Annotated in this window: 15 protein-coding genes; 8 read left to right on the forward strand and 7 right to left on the reverse strand. The window is 61.5% G+C overall.

What is annotated here, in order from left to right:
* The first annotated feature begins 5 nt into the window (after positions 1 to 5).
* A complete protein-coding gene (locus ACZ5TH_RS13595) occupies positions 6 to 1,079 on the forward strand; it encodes a helix-turn-helix transcriptional regulator (protein ID WP_464795537.1) in 1,074 nt (357 codons plus the stop codon).
* Between the two features lie 74 nt (positions 1,080 to 1,153).
* Positions 1,154 to 2,296, forward strand: a complete 1,143-nt coding sequence (locus ACZ5TH_RS13600; RefSeq protein ID WP_449469850.1) for an LLM class flavin-dependent oxidoreductase — start codon at positions 1,154 to 1,156, stop codon at positions 2,294 to 2,296.
* A gap of 196 nt (positions 2,297 to 2,492) precedes the next feature.
* Here the strand turns inward: ACZ5TH_RS13600 and ACZ5TH_RS13605 are convergent, their stop codons facing one another.
* From ACZ5TH_RS13605 to ACZ5TH_RS13620, 4 genes are read right to left on the reverse strand one after another with little or no spacing between them, the layout of a single operon-like run.
* The gene (locus ACZ5TH_RS13605; protein WP_464795538.1) at positions 2,493 to 3,290 is read right to left on the reverse strand and encodes a sugar phosphate isomerase/epimerase family protein; all 798 of its coding nucleotides are present in this window, start codon (positions 3,288 to 3,290) and stop codon (positions 2,493 to 2,495) included.
* 30 nt (positions 3,291 to 3,320) lie between these two features.
* Positions 3,321 to 4,073 (reverse strand): SDR family NAD(P)-dependent oxidoreductase, encoded by a 753-nt coding sequence (locus tag ACZ5TH_RS13610; protein ID WP_464795539.1) that lies wholly within the window; start codon positions 4,071 to 4,073, stop codon positions 3,321 to 3,323.
* A gap of 11 nt (positions 4,074 to 4,084) precedes the next feature.
* The gene (locus tag ACZ5TH_RS13615) at positions 4,085 to 4,948 is read right to left on the reverse strand and encodes an SDR family NAD(P)-dependent oxidoreductase (protein WP_449469483.1); all 864 of its coding nucleotides are present in this window, start codon (positions 4,946 to 4,948) and stop codon (positions 4,085 to 4,087) included.
* A gap of 13 nt (positions 4,949 to 4,961) precedes the next feature.
* Complete coding sequence (locus ACZ5TH_RS13620; RefSeq protein WP_449469484.1) at positions 4,962 to 6,041, reverse strand: Rieske 2Fe-2S domain-containing protein; 1,080 nt, start codon at positions 6,039 to 6,041, stop codon at positions 4,962 to 4,964.
* Between the two features lie 228 nt (positions 6,042 to 6,269).
* On the opposite strand from ACZ5TH_RS13620, the gene ACZ5TH_RS13625 reads away from it, so the two are divergent.
* Positions 6,270 to 6,632 carry a nuclear transport factor 2 family protein gene (locus ACZ5TH_RS13625; protein ID WP_464795540.1) on the forward strand — a complete coding sequence of 121 codons (363 nt, stop codon included), beginning with the start codon at positions 6,270 to 6,272 and terminating at the stop codon, positions 6,630 to 6,632.
* A gap of 72 nt (positions 6,633 to 6,704) precedes the next feature.
* Here the strand turns inward: ACZ5TH_RS13625 and ACZ5TH_RS13630 are convergent, their stop codons facing one another.
* Entirely contained in the window at positions 6,705 to 7,775 is a 1,071-nt protein-coding gene (locus ACZ5TH_RS13630; RefSeq protein ID WP_464795541.1) for a hypothetical protein, read from the reverse strand.
* Between the two features lie 241 nt (positions 7,776 to 8,016).
* On the opposite strand from ACZ5TH_RS13630, the gene ACZ5TH_RS13635 reads away from it, so the two are divergent.
* Genes ACZ5TH_RS13635 through ACZ5TH_RS13655 form a run of 5 tightly spaced genes read left to right on the forward strand, consistent with a single transcriptional unit; the run spans position 8,017 to position 12,427 of the window.
* Positions 8,017 to 9,282 (forward strand): DUF1214 domain-containing protein, encoded by a 1,266-nt coding sequence (locus ACZ5TH_RS13635; protein ID WP_464795542.1) that lies wholly within the window; start codon positions 8,017 to 8,019, stop codon positions 9,280 to 9,282.
* A 4-nt stretch (positions 9,283 to 9,286) separates the two neighbouring features.
* Positions 9,287 to 9,700 carry a VOC family protein gene (locus ACZ5TH_RS13640; protein ID WP_464795543.1) on the forward strand — a complete coding sequence of 138 codons (414 nt, stop codon included), beginning with the start codon at positions 9,287 to 9,289 and terminating at the stop codon, positions 9,698 to 9,700.
* The gene (locus ACZ5TH_RS13645) at positions 9,697 to 10,554 is read left to right on the forward strand and encodes a sugar phosphate isomerase/epimerase family protein (protein ID WP_464795544.1); all 858 of its coding nucleotides are present in this window, start codon (positions 9,697 to 9,699) and stop codon (positions 10,552 to 10,554) included. The genes ACZ5TH_RS13640 and ACZ5TH_RS13645 overlap by 4 nt, the downstream gene beginning before the upstream one ends.
* The gene (locus tag ACZ5TH_RS13650) at positions 10,551 to 11,678 is read left to right on the forward strand and encodes a Gfo/Idh/MocA family protein (RefSeq protein ID WP_464795545.1); all 1,128 of its coding nucleotides are present in this window, start codon (positions 10,551 to 10,553) and stop codon (positions 11,676 to 11,678) included. Before ACZ5TH_RS13645 ends, ACZ5TH_RS13650 begins: the two co-directional genes overlap by 4 nt.
* On the forward strand, positions 11,675 to 12,427 hold the full coding sequence (locus ACZ5TH_RS13655; protein ID WP_464795546.1) for an SDR family NAD(P)-dependent oxidoreductase: 753 nt from the start codon (positions 11,675 to 11,677) through the stop codon (positions 12,425 to 12,427). Before ACZ5TH_RS13650 ends, ACZ5TH_RS13655 begins: the two co-directional genes overlap by 4 nt.
* 264 nt (positions 12,428 to 12,691) lie before the next feature.
* Here ACZ5TH_RS13655 and ACZ5TH_RS13660 read toward each other — a convergent pair whose 3' ends face one another.
* Together ACZ5TH_RS13660 and ACZ5TH_RS13665 are read right to left on the reverse strand one after the other, a co-directional pair.
* Entirely contained in the window at positions 12,692 to 14,635 is a 1,944-nt protein-coding gene (locus tag ACZ5TH_RS13660; RefSeq protein ID WP_464795547.1) for a flavin-containing monooxygenase, read from the reverse strand.
* Between the two features lie 76 nt (positions 14,636 to 14,711).
* Positions 14,712 to 15,332: a TetR/AcrR family transcriptional regulator gene (locus tag ACZ5TH_RS13665; RefSeq protein WP_464795548.1), complete on the reverse strand. Its 621-nt coding sequence runs from the start codon at positions 15,330 to 15,332 to the stop codon at positions 14,712 to 14,714.
* Between the last annotated feature and the right edge of the window lie 7 nt (positions 15,333 to 15,339).

Consider the following 15,339-nt stretch of genomic DNA (forward strand, 5'->3'; position numbering starts at 1 on the left):
GAATGATGAGCGATGATACCGCCTTTGCCGACCTGTTGCAGACGCTCTACGGCGGGCTGACGCGGTCCCCGCCGTGGGAGGATTTCCTGCGGGCGCTGGCGGCCATCACCGACACGACCTTCGCCACGCTGCTGATCGGTCGGGGGAGCGCCGGGATCGATGCCCATGTCACCCCCGGCGCGGACCCGGAGCGCACGCAGGAATATCAGCGCATCTCGCAGGCCGATCCCTTCGTCGGCCTGCCCGAGGGGCGAGTCGTTTCCTTCCGTGATTTCGTCAGCCATGTCCCGGCGCGCTTCCGCGACTGGCTGGACGTGGCGCGCAGCAGCGAAATTCTGGGCGTAGACCTGCATCGTCTGCCTGATATCGCCGTCCGGCTGCGCCTGACGCGGGACGAAGGCCATGCGCAATTTGGCGATACCGAGCGGGAATTGCTCGAACGGCTGATCCCGCACCTGCGCATCGCGCTCGACCTTCACGCGCGGCTCACAAGCACCCAGGCGGAAAGCCAGCTGTTCAGCAGCGCCATGGCTGGTTTGGCGGTAGCGACCCTGATCCTTGATCGGGAAGGCCGCATCCTGCGCCGCAACACGCTCGCCACGCATATGCTGGAAGAGGGCGCCATCGTTTCCGAGCAGCATGGCAAGCTGGAGGCCAGGACCGGCTCCAGCGCTGCGGCGATCAACCGCATCCTTTCCTCCCCGCCGCCACTTGGCGAGGAAATCCTGTTCGAGATCGCCTCTACCGTCGGGCAGCCATTGCATGCGCGGGCGCGGGCCATCCCTTCCTCCGCCTATGGCGACGGGGCCTGGATCGCCCTGTTCATCGCGGACCCCAGCCGACCCGCCGGTCCATCGGAAGAGCTGTTGCGCGAACGCTTCCAACTCACGCGGGCGGAAGCGGGACTTGCCGTTCATCTGGCGCAGGGCGCCACGTTGGCGGACGCCGCGGACGCTTTGGGCATCGCCTACAATACGACGCGATCCCATCTGCGCGCGATATTTGCCAAGACCAACACGCACCGGCAGGTCGAACTGGTCACGCTGCTGCGTTCCATCGGTAGCGAGTCTGAAATCTGATCCATTTGGATGATGTGGCGGCACGGCACTCGGCATAGCCTGTCTCCACGAAAGAAAGTTTTGTGGAGAAGATGATGAAATTCTCGATCATTTACGAAGCGCAGATGGCGGACACGTCGCGCCAGAACGAACAGCAGGTGTTCCGCGACATTATCGAGCAAGCCATCCATGCCGAGGAAATGGGCTTCGACACGATCTGGGCCGTCGAACATACCGCGCTGACGCAATATGCGCACATGTCCGCACCGGAAACTTTCCTCGCCTATCTCGCCGGGCGCACGTCGCGCATCGGCATTGGCCATGGCGTCGTCTGCCTGCCGCCCGCGATGAACCATCCGGTGAAGGTCGCTGAACGCATCGCCACGCTGGACATTCTATCGAATGGCCGCGTCCATTTCGGCATGGGCAAGGGCGGAACGCAGCAGGAAGCGGGCACCTTCGGCTATAATCTCGAAGACCTGCCGCCGATGATCGACGAGAGCATGTATCTGATCCCCAAGATCCTGAAGCATGGCGAGATCGAACATGATGGCGAGTTCGTGAAGATCCCCTTCCGCCCGATCCACCCCAGCCCGATGCAGGACCCGCATCCGCCGATCTACATGGCCTGCACCCGCGCCGACACGCTGACCACCGCCGGATCGCGCGGCATCGGCGCACTGGTGCTCGGTTTTGCCGGACCGAGCGACATTGCGCAGAAGAACGCCATTTATCGTGAGGCTTTCAAGAACCGGAAGGCCGAGGATCAGGTTGGCTATCGTCCGACCGAACATCTCGCGGCGCTTTGCCCCGCCGTGGTTCTGGAAGATCGGGAGAAGGCACGCCGCATCGGCCTTCGCGGACAACGCTTCTTCGTGGAATCGCTGGGCCACTGGTATTCGGGCGGCCCCGCTCCCGACGTGGAGGACCTGGACGCGAGCGAAAGCCTTGCCGCGCTTCAGCGTCACAAGGAAGAAACGGTGGCCTGGCTGTCGGAAGAGAAGATCACCATCGGTGGCCACCACACGGAATCCTTCGAGGTTGTCGAAGACGCCTATGGCACGCCGGAAGATTGCATCCGGCAGGTCAAGCGTCTGCAGGATGCGGGTGCCGACGAAATTCTGTTCATGTTCCAGATGGGCGGCATCCCGCATGAAGTGATCATGGAGACCATCCGCAATATCGGCGAGAAGGTTATCCCCTATTTCCGTGAGCAGGCGACGCTGGCGGCGGAATGATGGATTGTCCGGGCGGGGCAGTGCGCTCCGCCTGGGAATGCTGCGAGCGGCTGAGTGGCGCTGCGTTGAAGTTGTAGAGCATCACCCAACCCCGTTCGCCCTGAGCCTGTCGAAGGGCTTCACTTCTTAAAGAAGAAGGGCTTCGACAAGCTCAGCCCGAACGGGGGTAGTTGTAGTGCTGATATAGGACGATAGGCTAGCCCGAAGCGTACAAATCCACCATCGCTTGCATCAGCCGCGCCGCGCGTTCGTGCGGATCCCCGGTCGCCAAGGCACGCGACGGCGCTTCCACGGCTATGGTGGCATGATCCGGAAGCAGCGGGAGCAGCGCCCCAAGGCCGAATTCACCTTCGCCGGGCAGCAAGCGGTCGAACACGGCTTCATTGACCCGGTCATGCGGCGGCTCGATCGGGCCGTCGTTCAGCTGGACATGGCGGATACGCTCAGGCGGCAGGCAGGCCACATCGTCCCAGCCTCCGCCGCTGCGAATGACGTGGAGCGTGTCGATGCACAGGCCCACCTCGGCGCCCAGGGAATGGGCGATCTCAAGCGCCTGTGAAGGCGACCGGATCGAGGATAGCGGATAGGGTTCGATAATGGCGGGAACACCCGCCCGCTGGCAAATCTCCACCATGCGGGCCAGCGACTCCCGCAGCCGTGCGTGATCCGGGTCGAGACCCAATATATTGACAGTCCCGCCCAACGCGGCGGTCAGTTCCGCGCTGCTTTCCAGCAGCCCCCAATCAGGATCGGCATCCAGCATGAAAGGCTCGATGACACCGGCTCGAAGGCCGGTGTCGCGCAATGCGGAAATCACCGCCTTGCGGGCGCTCTTGTCCAGAATGAGGTCAGGCGTCGGGCTGATCGGGATCGGCGTCACGAACAGGCTGACGGCGGTGAAGCCTGCGCTGGCGGCCGCCTCGATCACCGTAAGGGCGTCGAGGTTCACCAGCGAAAGATGGTCCAGGCAAAAGCCATTTTCAGGGGGCGTCATGAAAACACGCCCCCTGCCACGCCTGATGGTTCAGGCGTGAACGCCCCCGTCGATACGCACGATTGCGCCATTCATGTGCCCTCCATCCTCACTCGCCAGCATGGCGATGACGCCCGCAATTTTGTCCGGGGTCGCAAATCCATTGATCGGGCCGAGATGATTATACAACTCCCAATCGGCGCCTTCCACCATGCCGGTTTGGACGCTGTTGGCGAGCGGCGTTTCGATGCCGCCCGGCGCGACCGCATTCACCCGCACGCCGCGCTTCAAATATTCCCAGGCGAGGCTCTGGGTGTAGGCGGCGACCGCGCCCTTGCTGGCGGCGTAGCCGGTGAGGAAGGGATGGCCGAAATGGCTGGAGGTGGACGCGGCGTTGACGATGTTGCCCTTTGTCTTTTCCAGATGCGGCAAGGCTTCGCGGCACATCAGGAAGGTGCTACCCATATTGACCGCAATGAGGGACATGAAGGCTTCATAGTCGGTCGTTGCGGCGTGGCTTGATCGGATGATGCCCGCCATGTTGACGAGAACGTCGAGTTGCCCGGCTTCTTCGACCCACTGCGCCACGATGGAGCGGGCGGTCGGCTCGTCAGCCACCGATCCGGCGCGAACGGCAATGCCGGGCTGTTCCTGCCTTAGCGTTTCCAGCCCCTTTTCATCCAGGTCCACCGCGAGCACCCGGCCGCCTTCGACAGCCAGCCGGATGGCGGTGGCGCGTCCTATGCCGGATGCGGCTCCGGTTACAATGATCGACTTGCCTGCAAATCGGCGCCCTAAATCCATCGTCAGCTCCTTTACGCCACGATGGCGGGGTGCGGGATGCGCGGATCGCCCAGCATCGCCCGATAGGATGGCGGGGTGCGCCCGCCAGCTTCGGTGATGCCATATCGCTGCGCAATCTCTGCCGTGATCAGCGTCTGGCCGTTCAGTTCGTCCCGGTTTGGATCGTCATGGATGGCGGCGATCACCCGGCCATTGAATTCAGGCGTCTCGGCATCGGCCATGAACTTTTCATATTGCTCAGGATGCTCGCCTAGCGTCCGCGCGCTGCGTTCCGTTAGGAGCGGCCCCATCCAGAGCGCAATTGCGGTAACGCCCGTACCCCGGAAGTCCACACCCATGTCGGCGGCGAACTTGTCCACGCCCGCTTTCTGCGCGCCATAGGCTGCGCCGTGCATGTAGCAGACCGAACCGAAGGAGGAGGTAAAGGCAATGAGGCCGCTGCCCGCCGGAACCATCATGCGCGCGGCATGCCAGCTGGCGAGATAATGGGAGCGCAGGCCGACGTTCAATATATCCACAAGCCCGGTCGATTTTTCCCAGAAGGGACCGGGCTTGACGAGATCGTCGTTCAGGGCGGCGACATTGTTGACCAATATGTCGAGGCGGCCGCTTTCGTCACGCACACGCTCGAACAGCGCGGCGATGGCTGCGTCATCGGCATGGTCGACCTGCACCGCGCGGCCTTCGCCGCCGGCTGCATCGACCTGCGCCGCAGTCGCGCCGATGGTACCGGGCAGTTCCGCATCGCCTTCGCGAACGGAGCGGCCCGTCACATAGACGCGATAGCCTTTCTCCCCCAGCGCCACCGCAATGCCACGACCCGCGCCACGGCTGGCGCCGGTGACGATGGCGACCGGACGTTCACTTCTCTCCATTTTATTTTCTCCTTCAGGCCGCCTGCGTGGAACTACGCTTGTCGAGTGTGACATGCAGGCCGTTGGTGCGCTTGTGCATGTCGGGCGTCTTGTCGCGGGGGTTGTAGAACTGCTTGTACCAGCTGCGCACCTTGCCATAGGGGCCGTCATTGGGGATGACGAGCGGGTTCAAACAGGCCCGCTTGTTCTGCCAGATCTCGACATCCTGCGCGAAGGCGAGGCGGCTGCCTTCCTGATATTCCAGCGCTGCGGCGCGTAGCTCGTCCGTCACCGGCGCGGTGCCGTCATTCACCTGCACCATCAGGCCATGCCAGACGCGGATCTTGCCATCCTCGATCGGGGTGTGGGTGATCATGATGAAGCTGTCGAACGTTCCCGCCATCTCCGACTGGAGGATCGACGGGCCGGTATACCAGGTGTCGAGCGTCAGCACGTCTTCCGGGTTCAGCGTCAGCGTGCGGTGCCCGGCGGCATAATATTGGTGGACGATATGATCCTTGAACTCATTGGCGAAGTAGACGAAATCCTTCGCGCCATGGATCGGGATGAAATGGCCGAAGTCGGCCATGTTATCGACCACCTCGATCGGGTGGATATCAAGATCGCCCATATAGTCGATCTTCCAGTTGACCCAGCCCGGCGCATCATAATGGCCGCCAAAATCGGGCAGGTCGAAATTGGGTTCGAGCCCTTCAGGATCATGCCAGATCCAGATCGTGCCAGCCCGCTCCATCGCCGGGAAGGTTTTGAGCTTCGCTGCCTTGGGCACGAAGTCGGAATAGGGGATATTCTTGCACTGACCGTCCGGCCCATATTGCCAGCCATGGAAGGGGCAGCGGATCGACTCGCCCTCCACCTGCTCGCCATCGCGCACGATGTAGCTCGTCGTGTTCTTCGCCAGATGCGCGCCCATGTGCGGGCAATAGGCTTCGGTCACATAGACCTTGCCGCTCTCGCCACGGTACATCACCATGTCCTGACCCAGATAGCGCATCGCCTTGGGCGTGCTCGTCGCCTCGGCGCTCTCACCCACCATGAACCAGCCACGAGGGAAGGTGAAGTCTCCCAGACGATAGTCCGACGATGTCGCCATTTCTTGATCCTCTCACTGCCCATGGCAAATTAGCAGCTAATGCGGCGAGTCACAGCCTCGCTTATAGCCTTTTTGAAATCTTCCTCTTTCTACGCAAAACATCATTATAAAGGCAAGTTCATATGTTAAATGCGCGATTCATAGCCGTTATGACTCTATGGATGACGAGGTAAACAGGATATGTCCGAATCCTCTCGACCCCGCGTACCGGGACCTGACCAAACGCACATGCGGGCCGCGCTTCAGGCCTATGTGGATCGCATCAACGCGGGCGATCGGGACGGCGTTCTGGCGCTGTTCGCGCGTGATGCGGTGATCGAGGACCCGGTCGGTTCGCCGCCCAAGACCGGCGAGGAAATCCGCGCATGGTTCAGCGACACGATCGCTTTTGACACACACATCCAGCCGGTCGCACCGATCCGGGGATCGCATGCCAATGCGGCGGCGCTCGTGTTCGATGTGACGTTTCAGCCGCCAGAAGGCCCGCGCCTGCTGATCCGGTCGCTGGATGTCTGCACGTTCGACGCGGAAGGACGCATCACCAGCCTGAAGGCCTATTGGGGTCCGGAGGACATGGAACCATCCCCCTGAAAACGGAGGCCATGAAAAAAGGGGCGCCCTGACGGGACGCCCCTTCTTCCTGCTCTTGCTATCCGCTCGCGCTCAGGCGGCGACCAGCTCACGCGGCGCTTCGGCCGGATATTCGGCAGGGCCACCATAGTCGTAAGCGGCGTTCAGTGCCTTGATGAAAGCCGGATCGTTCAGTGGATCGGTCGGCGTCTCGATCTGGAAACCGCGCGAACGGACATCCTTGATCAGCGTATCGAAAACCTGATCATAGGTGAGGTTGTCAGACCCATCCATGTTCTTCTTGAGCTCGGCATAATCTTCGAACACTTCGGCCGACCAGTGGACGAGGAAGCGCAAATCGTCGGTATGATAACGCTCGATGACTTCGTCGCCGGTCTTTACCAGCCAGCCATCGGGGTTGCCCGGTTCGCCGCTGAACAGGGAGTCAAAGCCCAGGCCCTGCGGCTTGCGGCGCTCGATCGGGCCATTGGCTTCGCCGCGATGGACGAGCATTTCATTCTGCACAACCACACCACGATTATAGACGGGCGGCTGCAACCGCGCGGGCTTTTCCAGCGGACCCTTGGGCCAATAGGTGAAGCCGCTATTGGGATCATGGCTGAACCAGGTGATCACCTGGGCCATCTTGATCAGATAATCCTGGAACAGGCCCGACCGGCCCATGATCGAACATAGCCATGTGGGCGAGTTTTCATAGCGAACGCCACGGAAGCTGGGCGAATCCAGATGGCCCGGATCAGTATTGCCGCAGGGGCCGTTCACGTTGAACAGCATCATCTGCGGCTTGGCGTAGTCCGCATTCCAATAGGATTTGGCATATTCCAGGAATGTCGGATTGTAGAAGGTATCCTGAATCTCCGGGTACATGCAGGTCGAATAATTGGCATAGAAGCCGCGGAATGTCGGCGTCAGGAACATGTCGAGCGTCGGCTCGAACCCTTCCGGAAAACCGCCCGCGAAGGTGGCGATCAGGGATTCCGGCGTCGGAAAATGCTGCGCGATGATGAGCTTCCAGGCGCCGCTATGGACGACATCCAGCAGCCGCCGACGCTGATCCTCGGTGTAGACGTCATGCAACTCGCGCGGCGGCGAAACAGGCTGCAGCATGTCGGACAACCGCCGCTTCTGCTCATTGCTCAACATGATTTTTGCAACTCCTCTCCAAACGTCGGGCGAATCATTCCACCGCCTTTAAACACCGTAAAGTTATCGCATTATAACTTTTCGGTCAATGCTGGTTGGCACGGAAATGTCCATCGACCCCGGTCGGGATGTTTTGCGTCACACAGAAAGGATAATGGCACGGGATCGACAGAAGATTGGCTGGCCGCGCGACAGGGATGATGGCACCTTCCTGCCTCAAATCAGGAGAGGATGCGGCGCAATGACTGACGCCTTGAAAGAACCGATCGACAAGCGCGCGATTGAAACGCAGGCCGCGCAGCGGCTGCTATCGGGCCAGTCGTGGGAAGATTTCTGCGACGTCCTGAAAGTCGCTGGCCGGATGATAGACCGGTTCGGCGATGATCCGTCCGATCTCGACCGGGCGGAATGGTATCGTTTTCTGACGCGGGTCGCCCGGTCGAGCTTTGAGCGGCTGATCGAGAACGCCGAACCCACCCGGCCGCGCCTGCGCGACATGGTATGGCGCCAGTCGATCAACGTCCAGACGGTCGATCAGGACCATCTGATGTGCCAGTTCGATGAAGCCCGCGATTACCGGATCATCGGCACGCGCGGGACCATACCCTATTTCATCTTCGCCATTTTGACCGCGCCAGCGCCCGACGATTTGGGCGCGCGTGATTGGGCGCAACTGGGCGTGGAGGGATTGAAACAGTTCGATCCCTCCAACCTGAAAACCACCGGCTTCCTGGGCAGTCAGCAGCTTCATATCGAGGATGACGGGACCTTCGAAATCATCATGTCGCAAAATGATCCCGGCGAAGGCAAGAACTGGCTGAAGCTGCAACCCGATACCAACTGCATCCTCATCCGGCTGGTCTGGAGCGACCGGGAAAAGGAGATCGCTCCGGGTCTGCGGATCGAGCGGATGGATGGCGCGGCACCTGAACCCATCACGCCAGCCTTGATGGCGAACAACCTGGCCTGGGCCGCGCAGGGCGTGTTGGGCTATGCCGAACTGGTGCGCAACTGGTGGAACGGCACGCAGGGCAATTTCGCGGCGAAGCTGAACCGGCTGGACTATAGCCGCGCGCAATATCTGTCGAACGGTGGCGTGCCCGACCGCCATGTAGCCTTCGGCGGGTGGGAAAAGGGGCTGGACGAAGCGCTGGTGCTGGAATTCGTGCCGCCTGAGTGCGAATATTGGAACTTCCAGATCTGCAACATGTGGCAGGAAAATCTCGACACGTTCGAGGATGGCAACGGATGGGTGAACAACTATCGTTTCGTGGCCGAGCCTGATGGCCGGGTCCGCATCGTCATAGCCGAGCGCGATCCGGGTCTCGGCGGCAACTGGGTGAATAGCTATGGGCATGAGCGGGGGATTTGGGGGCTTCGGCTGGTGCGGACAGAAAGCACTGCGGAAGTAAATCTGTGGCGCCTGCCGCTTGCGCGCTTGGAAGCAGAGGGCACGGCCGCGCTGGATCCGGGCGCAGCGATCCTGACCGGCCAGTTTGTGGATTGATGCAATGGCCGTACGAACGCTTGACCATGTGAACATCCGTACAGCGGACGTGCCCGGAACGGCCGCCTTTTTCCGCGACGTGCTGGGCCTTCGCGCGGGTGTCGCGCCGGGGGCGGAGTCGATCGACAAGGGCTGCTGGATACACGATCCTGACGGTCGTCCGATCATTCATATCGGCCCTGTCGAGGGCCGCTATCCCAGTGATGATGCGTTTCCCTTCACCCCTGCGCGGGGCAGCGGCGCTGTGCATCATGTGGCGTTGGAATGCGACGACCTGCCCACGATGTTCGCGCGACTGGAAGCCGCCGGTCTTGGCGTCGTGCGCAAGGATTATCCGCCGGCCAATCTCTGCCAACTATTCGTGGAAGAGCGGAACGGGATCATCCTGGAACTGAATTTCCGTCTGGATCAGACATGACGGACGATCCGATGCTTGTCCTGTCAGCCCCGCCCTTCATCCATGTTCCGCTGCTGGAACGGCTGGCGCCCGCGCGGGCAGCCGGGTTTTCCGCCATATCGCTGATGCCCGGCGACATCTGGGCTTTGGAAGAGGCGGGGATGAATGCCGCCGACATCGGCATGCGGATAGCGGACCACGGCTTGGCAATCATGGAGATGGATTGCACGGCCTGCTGGCTGCCCAGCCATCGCAGCGCTGGGGATGATGTCCCTATGGCCGCCCTGCTCCGCTCGATGACGCCCGACCGCGTGGTGGAAACCGCCGCGCGCATCGGGTCACCCTCCGTCACGGCGGTGGAGATGATGGGCGTCACGCCGTCACTCGATGAGGCTGCGGAAGCCTTTGCCGATTTGTGCGACCTGGCCGCCCGCCATGGCATGAAGGCGCATATCGAGTTCCTTCCCTTTGGCGGCATCCCCGACCTGGCGAGTGCTTGGGCGATCGTTCAGGCGGCGGGCAGGCCGAATGGCGGCCTGACGCTCGACAGCTGGCATTTCTTCCGCAGCGGGGCGAACTTTGATCTGCTGGAGCAGATTCCGGGGTCGCGCATCCACACGATCCAGATAAACGACGCGCCCGCGCAGCCGCAATCCGACCTGATGCACGAAACGATGACCGCCCGTCTTGTGCCGGGACAGGGCAGCTTCGACCTCACCCGTTTCATCCGCACGCTCGATCGGATCGAGGCGACAGCGCCTATTTCGGTCGAGATTTTTTCCGCTGCGACCAGTGCAGCGCCGATGGGCGAAGCCATCGCCTCATGGGCGCCAGCAGCCCGCGACATCATCAGAAAGGCCAGAGAAATACGATGAGTGGAGAAGAAACGCCGATAGGCGCGGTGGTTGTGGGCACGGGCTTTGGCCTGTTCACGCATGTCAGGGCGCTGCGGGAAGCGGGCTTCGAGGTTCGGGCCATTGTCGGGCGCAACCGGGAACGTACGGCTGAGCGTGCGGCGCCCCTCGGCATCCCGCTGGCGTCGGATAATCTGGAACAGGTGCTTGCCGACGATCCGGCGATCCGGCTGGTGACGGTCGCAACGCCGCCGCATGCGCATTACACGCCGGTCATGCAGGCCATTGCCGCCGGGCGTAATGTCATGTGCGAAAAGCCCTTTGCGCGCGATCTGGCGCAGGCGCGCGAGATGCTGGACGCAGCGAACAAGGCTGGCATCGTCCACGCGCTGGGCGCGGAGTTCCGGTTCGACAGCGCGCAGGCGTTGCTGCGCCGCGTGGTGCAGGATGGCCTGATCGGCGATCCAATGATGTTCAGCCGCATCTACCAGCAGCCGGGCACGGGTGAGGAAGAACCACTGGCCGATTGGTGGACCGATGCGGCGCAGGGCGGCGGCTTCCTGGGCGCTTTCGGCACGCACATGATCGATCAGGTTCGTTCGACCTTGGGCGAGATCGTGGCGGTCAACGCGATCTTGCGCAAGCTGACGACGACCCGCCCCGCGATGACATCCGATGATTATTATAATGTGCAGTTCAGGACCGCGAACGGGTGCATGGGCGTGATCGAGGCCGCAATGAACTTTCCCGGACCCTTCGTCATGGCGACCAAGGTGGCGGGGACGAAAGGTGCGGCCTGGATCCAGTCCGGCAACGCCTTTGGCGATCCTGAAGAGGTGTGGATCAAGGATGCGGACGGCGCGCGGCAGGTGCCGATGCCTGCCGAACTGGTCAATCCCGCGCCCGAACCCTTTGCCGTCGCGGAGCTGATCCAGACGGAAATGGATCGCTGGCACACGCAGGGGTTCGATGTCGCCCCTTATGCCAAGCTGTTCCGCCAGTTGAAGGCAAGAATCGAAGGGCGCACGCCGCCCCTGCCTGATCCGGCGGGCGATTTTCATGATGCGGCGGCAGGACAAGCCGTGCTCGATGCCGCGCGCCTTTCGGCGGCGGAAGGCCGTTGGATCGAAGTGGAGACAGTATGACGAACCCATCCTATGATTTTTCCGGGGCGCATGTCCTCGTCACCGGCGGCACCAGCGGCATAGGTGCCGCCGCCGCTGCCGCCTATCTTGAAGCCGGGGCGAATGTGACGATTACCGGCACGCGCGGCAGTGCCGCCGACTATGACGGCGACCTGTCCGGCTACCGCTATCTTCAGATGGACATAGAGGACGGCAAGAGCATCGACGCTGTGGCCGCTAGCCTCGATAAGCTGGACATTCTGGTGAACAATGCCGGGGTGGCGCTGCCCAGTCTTGGCCTTGACGAATATGAGCCCGATATATTCGCCCGCGCCGTCAACATGCTGCTGGTAGGCGCTTTCCGCATGGCGCGGCAAAGCGCGGACCTGCTGGCGCAAAGCAAGATCGCAGGCGGGGGAAGCGTCGTCAGCATCGCGTCGATGAGCAGCTATTTCGGTATTCCGATCGTGCCGGGCTATGGCGCCGCCAAGACCGGCCTGCTCGGCCTGACCCGGTCACTCGCGGTCAAATGGGGGGAGCGCGGCATCCGCGTCAACGCGGTCGCGGCAGGGCTGACGCGAAGCCGCATGACTGAGGGGACCTTCGCGCAAGAGGACTGGATGGCGCCCACGCTCGCAAGGACGCCCTTGGGCCGTCCCGGTGCGCCCGAAGATATCGCCAACGCGATCCTTTTCCTGTCGAGTCCCGGCGCGGCATGGATTACCGGTCAGACCTTGGCCGTTGACGGCGGGTACACCGTCTCCGGCTGATTCGCCGCCTGGAGCATCGGGCCTTTAATCTGAATCACCCAGCCCCGTTGGCTGTTTGAATGAGTCACTTGCCTCGTTCAAATGTCGAAGCCCTCCTCTTCCTAAAAAGAAGTAGAACCCTTCGACAGGCTCAGGGCGAACGGCATTAATAGAGGTGGAGCCGATTAAAGCACGAAGCTCTAATCGATACGAAAAGTGCAGAAACGATAAGAGCCGGTCCTTACAGACCGGCTCTTATCCTATGTCATTCCTTTCGACCCGCGATCAGTGCAGTTCGAAATTCTCCTTGGCGGGACCACGTGTCTGGTTCCAAAGGTCCACCAGTCGCCACGGCCAGGACAGGAATACTCGACCTGTCGAGTTGTTATAATAGCTGTTCGCCCTCGGGTGGGTCCAGATCATATTCTTCATCTGTTCCTCGACCTCCCGGTTCCACTGTTCGAACGCCTGCTGTGTGGGTTCGACAGCACGAGCGCCGCTTTCGTTGATCCAGTCCAGGCATTCGATGATATAATTGACCTGGGCTTCGGAAATCAGGTTCTGGCCCGCCGCATGGTTGGGCGCGCTGTTGGGGCCAACCGTCATGAAGTAATTGGGATAGCCGGGCACGGTCACGCCCAGATAGGAGCGCGGATCGTCCTTGCCCCATTCGTCGCGCAGTGACCGGCCGCCCTTGCCGTGGATTTCCAGCTTGCCCATCATGTTGGCGACGTCGAAGCCGGTGGCGCAGACGATGATGTCGAATTCATACTCCTTGCCGTCCTTGGTGCGGATGCCCTTGGGCGTGAAGCATTCGATGCCGCCATCTTCCAGCGTGACATTGGGCTGCTTGAGCGCGTCAAACCAGCCAGCGTCCAGGATGATGCGCTTGGAAAAGATCGGGAAGTCCGGCGTCAGCTTTTCCTTGAGGTCGGGACGGTCGTGGAACTTCGCTTCCAGATGGGCGAGCGCCCATTGCCGCGCGCCCTCATTGGCCGCCGAGACGGATGGGCTGTCGACCGGCCATTCCGGGTCCTTGACCACATTGCCGTAGAGGCCGTCGGCCGCGAACCAGTAGACGCGGAAGCGGAACCATTCGCGGAAATGCGGAATGTAACGCAGGGCGAACTTCATGCCCGGCGACACTTCATGATTGATCTCGGGATTGTAGATCGACCAGTAGCGCGTGCGCATGAAGACGGTGAGATCGCTGACCTGATCCGCGATCGCGCCGATCAGCTGCGCGGCGCTGGCGCCGGTGCCGATGATGCCGACGCGCTTGCCCTCGATCCGGACGGACGGATCCCAGGTCGCGGTGTGCATCATTTTGCCCTGGAACTCTTCGCGGCCCGGGATATCAGGCCATTTCCAGCGGTTCACTGGGCCGTGAGCGTTGATGACGGCATTGGCGCGGATGATTTCTTCCGTGCCGTCCTTGCCGCGCACCGTGACGTTCCACGCCGCCTCTGCATCGTCATAGCGCAGGGCGACCACTTCGGTATTGAAGCGGATATTGCGGCGCAGGTCGTACTTGTCGGCGACGTGCAGCAGATATTTCTGCATATCCACGCCCTTGGGATGGTAATGCGACCATTCGGGCGTGATTTCGAAGGAATAGGAATAGAAGTGGCTGGGCGTATCGACGCCCACGCCGGGATAGCGGTTTTCGTACCAGGTGCCGCCGACTTCGGGGTTCTTTTCGATCACGATATGCTCGTAACCGCCTTCTTCCAGCTTGAGCGAGGCGGCAAGGCCGGTCATGCCGGCGCCGATCACCAGCACCTTGAAATCTGTCGGCGGCGGCGTGCGCCCTTCGATTTCCTTGCGCGGCTTGGGCAGTTTGAAACCGATCTGGTCGAACAGCAGCGGCAGGAATTCGTCCGCTACTTCCTCGCCCACGCCGACGCTCATCATCCGCTTCATCAACGCGTCGGACGGATCGTCCTCGCGCGCGGCGCCGGGGGTCGTCAGCACGTGGAGCAGTTTGGTACGCAGTTCCTGGCTATATTCGGCGGGGATTTCGGTGTTGGGAACGGAGAAAGGCGGTTTGATATAGTTGCCGAAGATGTCCAGCATCGCCGCGTCATGGGTCAGATGGACATAGACCATCAGCAGCGTCTGGATGTTCGCTTCCTCCAGCGCAACGCGCAGTTCTTCGCTATCGGCCAGCGGCAGGCTGCGATCGTGCCAGTCCCGTGCCATTACCGCGCCATCCACATGTTCAGCCATCGTCCTAGGGTCCTCTCCGACTCACTATATTTGTAAGTGAATGCTCACTTGTGGATAATAGGGGCTGCTTTTTGAGTCAAGCGACCCTGCCTTCGCAGCCCGAGCACCCTTGAAGAAAGGTGCGCACAGCCATCCCGACATGAGCCGCACATTCCGTTTCATCCGGGAGCGCAGCGTCGATCAGCAGATAATTATGAACCGGCATCAGGAGCATGGAGAGCAGCAACTTCGCCGCTGCCATACTGTCCCCTTTCGCAACCCTGGCCCGCTCAAGATGGCTGGCCAAGGGAAGGATGAGATAATCATCCTGGCTCTGCCGGATCATGGCTCCGAATTCGGTGAACTCATGTGCTTCGCGCATCAACAGCCGCGCCATGCCTACGGTCGATGGCCTGGTGAATTCCGTCAGCAACGCAACGCCAAAAGCCCGTAGATCAGCTTCAGGCTCGGCTGGATCGTTAAATTGGGGCAAGGGAAAACGCTCTACCCCGGCGGCAAGGCAGGCCCGGAAAAGGGCCGCCTTGTCTTCATGCCAAAGATAGAGGGATCGCTTCGACACGCCTGCCGCCTGGGCGATAGCGTCCATGGTGACCGCCCGATAGCCTTGGCGGATGAACTCCTCGCGCGCGATCTGGAGCAGACGACGCTTCTTCGCGAGCGTCTGGTCTGCCCGGCCTATCCGCGCCGGGACAGGCACTGATTTC

It is taken from the genome of Sphingobium sp. TomTYG73 (genome assembly GCF_055394245.1).

Coding starts and splice junctions, on each gene's coding strand:
- ACZ5TH_RS13640 (WP_464795543.1), top strand. CDS start 9,287: ATGGCCGTACGAACGCTTGACCATGTGAACATCCGTACAGCGGACGTG.
- ACZ5TH_RS13645 (WP_464795544.1), top strand. CDS start 9,697: ATGACGGACGATCCGATGCTTGTCCTGTCAGCCCCGCCCTTCATCCAT.
- ACZ5TH_RS13660 (WP_464795547.1), bottom strand. CDS start 14,635: ATGGCTGAACATGTGGATGGCGCGGTAATGGCACGGGACTGGCACGAT.
- ACZ5TH_RS13625 (WP_464795540.1), top strand. CDS start 6,270: ATGCGGGCCGCGCTTCAGGCCTATGTGGATCGCATCAACGCGGGCGAT.
- ACZ5TH_RS13605 (WP_464795538.1), bottom strand. CDS start 3,290: ATGACGCCCCCTGAAAATGGCTTTTGCCTGGACCATCTTTCGCTGGTG.
- ACZ5TH_RS13615 (WP_449469483.1), bottom strand. CDS start 4,948: ATGGAGAGAAGTGAACGTCCGGTCGCCATCGTCACCGGCGCCAGCCGT.
- ACZ5TH_RS13610 (WP_464795539.1), bottom strand. CDS start 4,073: ATGGATTTAGGGCGCCGATTTGCAGGCAAGTCGATCATTGTAACCGGA.
- ACZ5TH_RS13630 (WP_464795541.1), bottom strand. CDS start 7,775: ATGTTGAGCAATGAGCAGAAGCGGCGGTTGTCCGACATGCTGCAGCCT.
- ACZ5TH_RS13655 (WP_464795546.1), top strand. CDS start 11,675: ATGACGAACCCATCCTATGATTTTTCCGGGGCGCATGTCCTCGTCACC.
- ACZ5TH_RS13620 (WP_449469484.1), bottom strand. CDS start 6,041: ATGGCGACATCGTCGGACTATCGTCTGGGAGACTTCACCTTCCCTCGT.
- ACZ5TH_RS13595 (WP_464795537.1), top strand. CDS start 6: ATGAGCGATGATACCGCCTTTGCCGACCTGTTGCAGACGCTCTACGGC.
- ACZ5TH_RS13635 (WP_464795542.1), top strand. CDS start 8,017: ATGACTGACGCCTTGAAAGAACCGATCGACAAGCGCGCGATTGAAACG.
- ACZ5TH_RS13600 (WP_449469850.1), top strand. CDS start 1,154: ATGAAATTCTCGATCATTTACGAAGCGCAGATGGCGGACACGTCGCGC.
- ACZ5TH_RS13650 (WP_464795545.1), top strand. CDS start 10,551: ATGAGTGGAGAAGAAACGCCGATAGGCGCGGTGGTTGTGGGCACGGGC.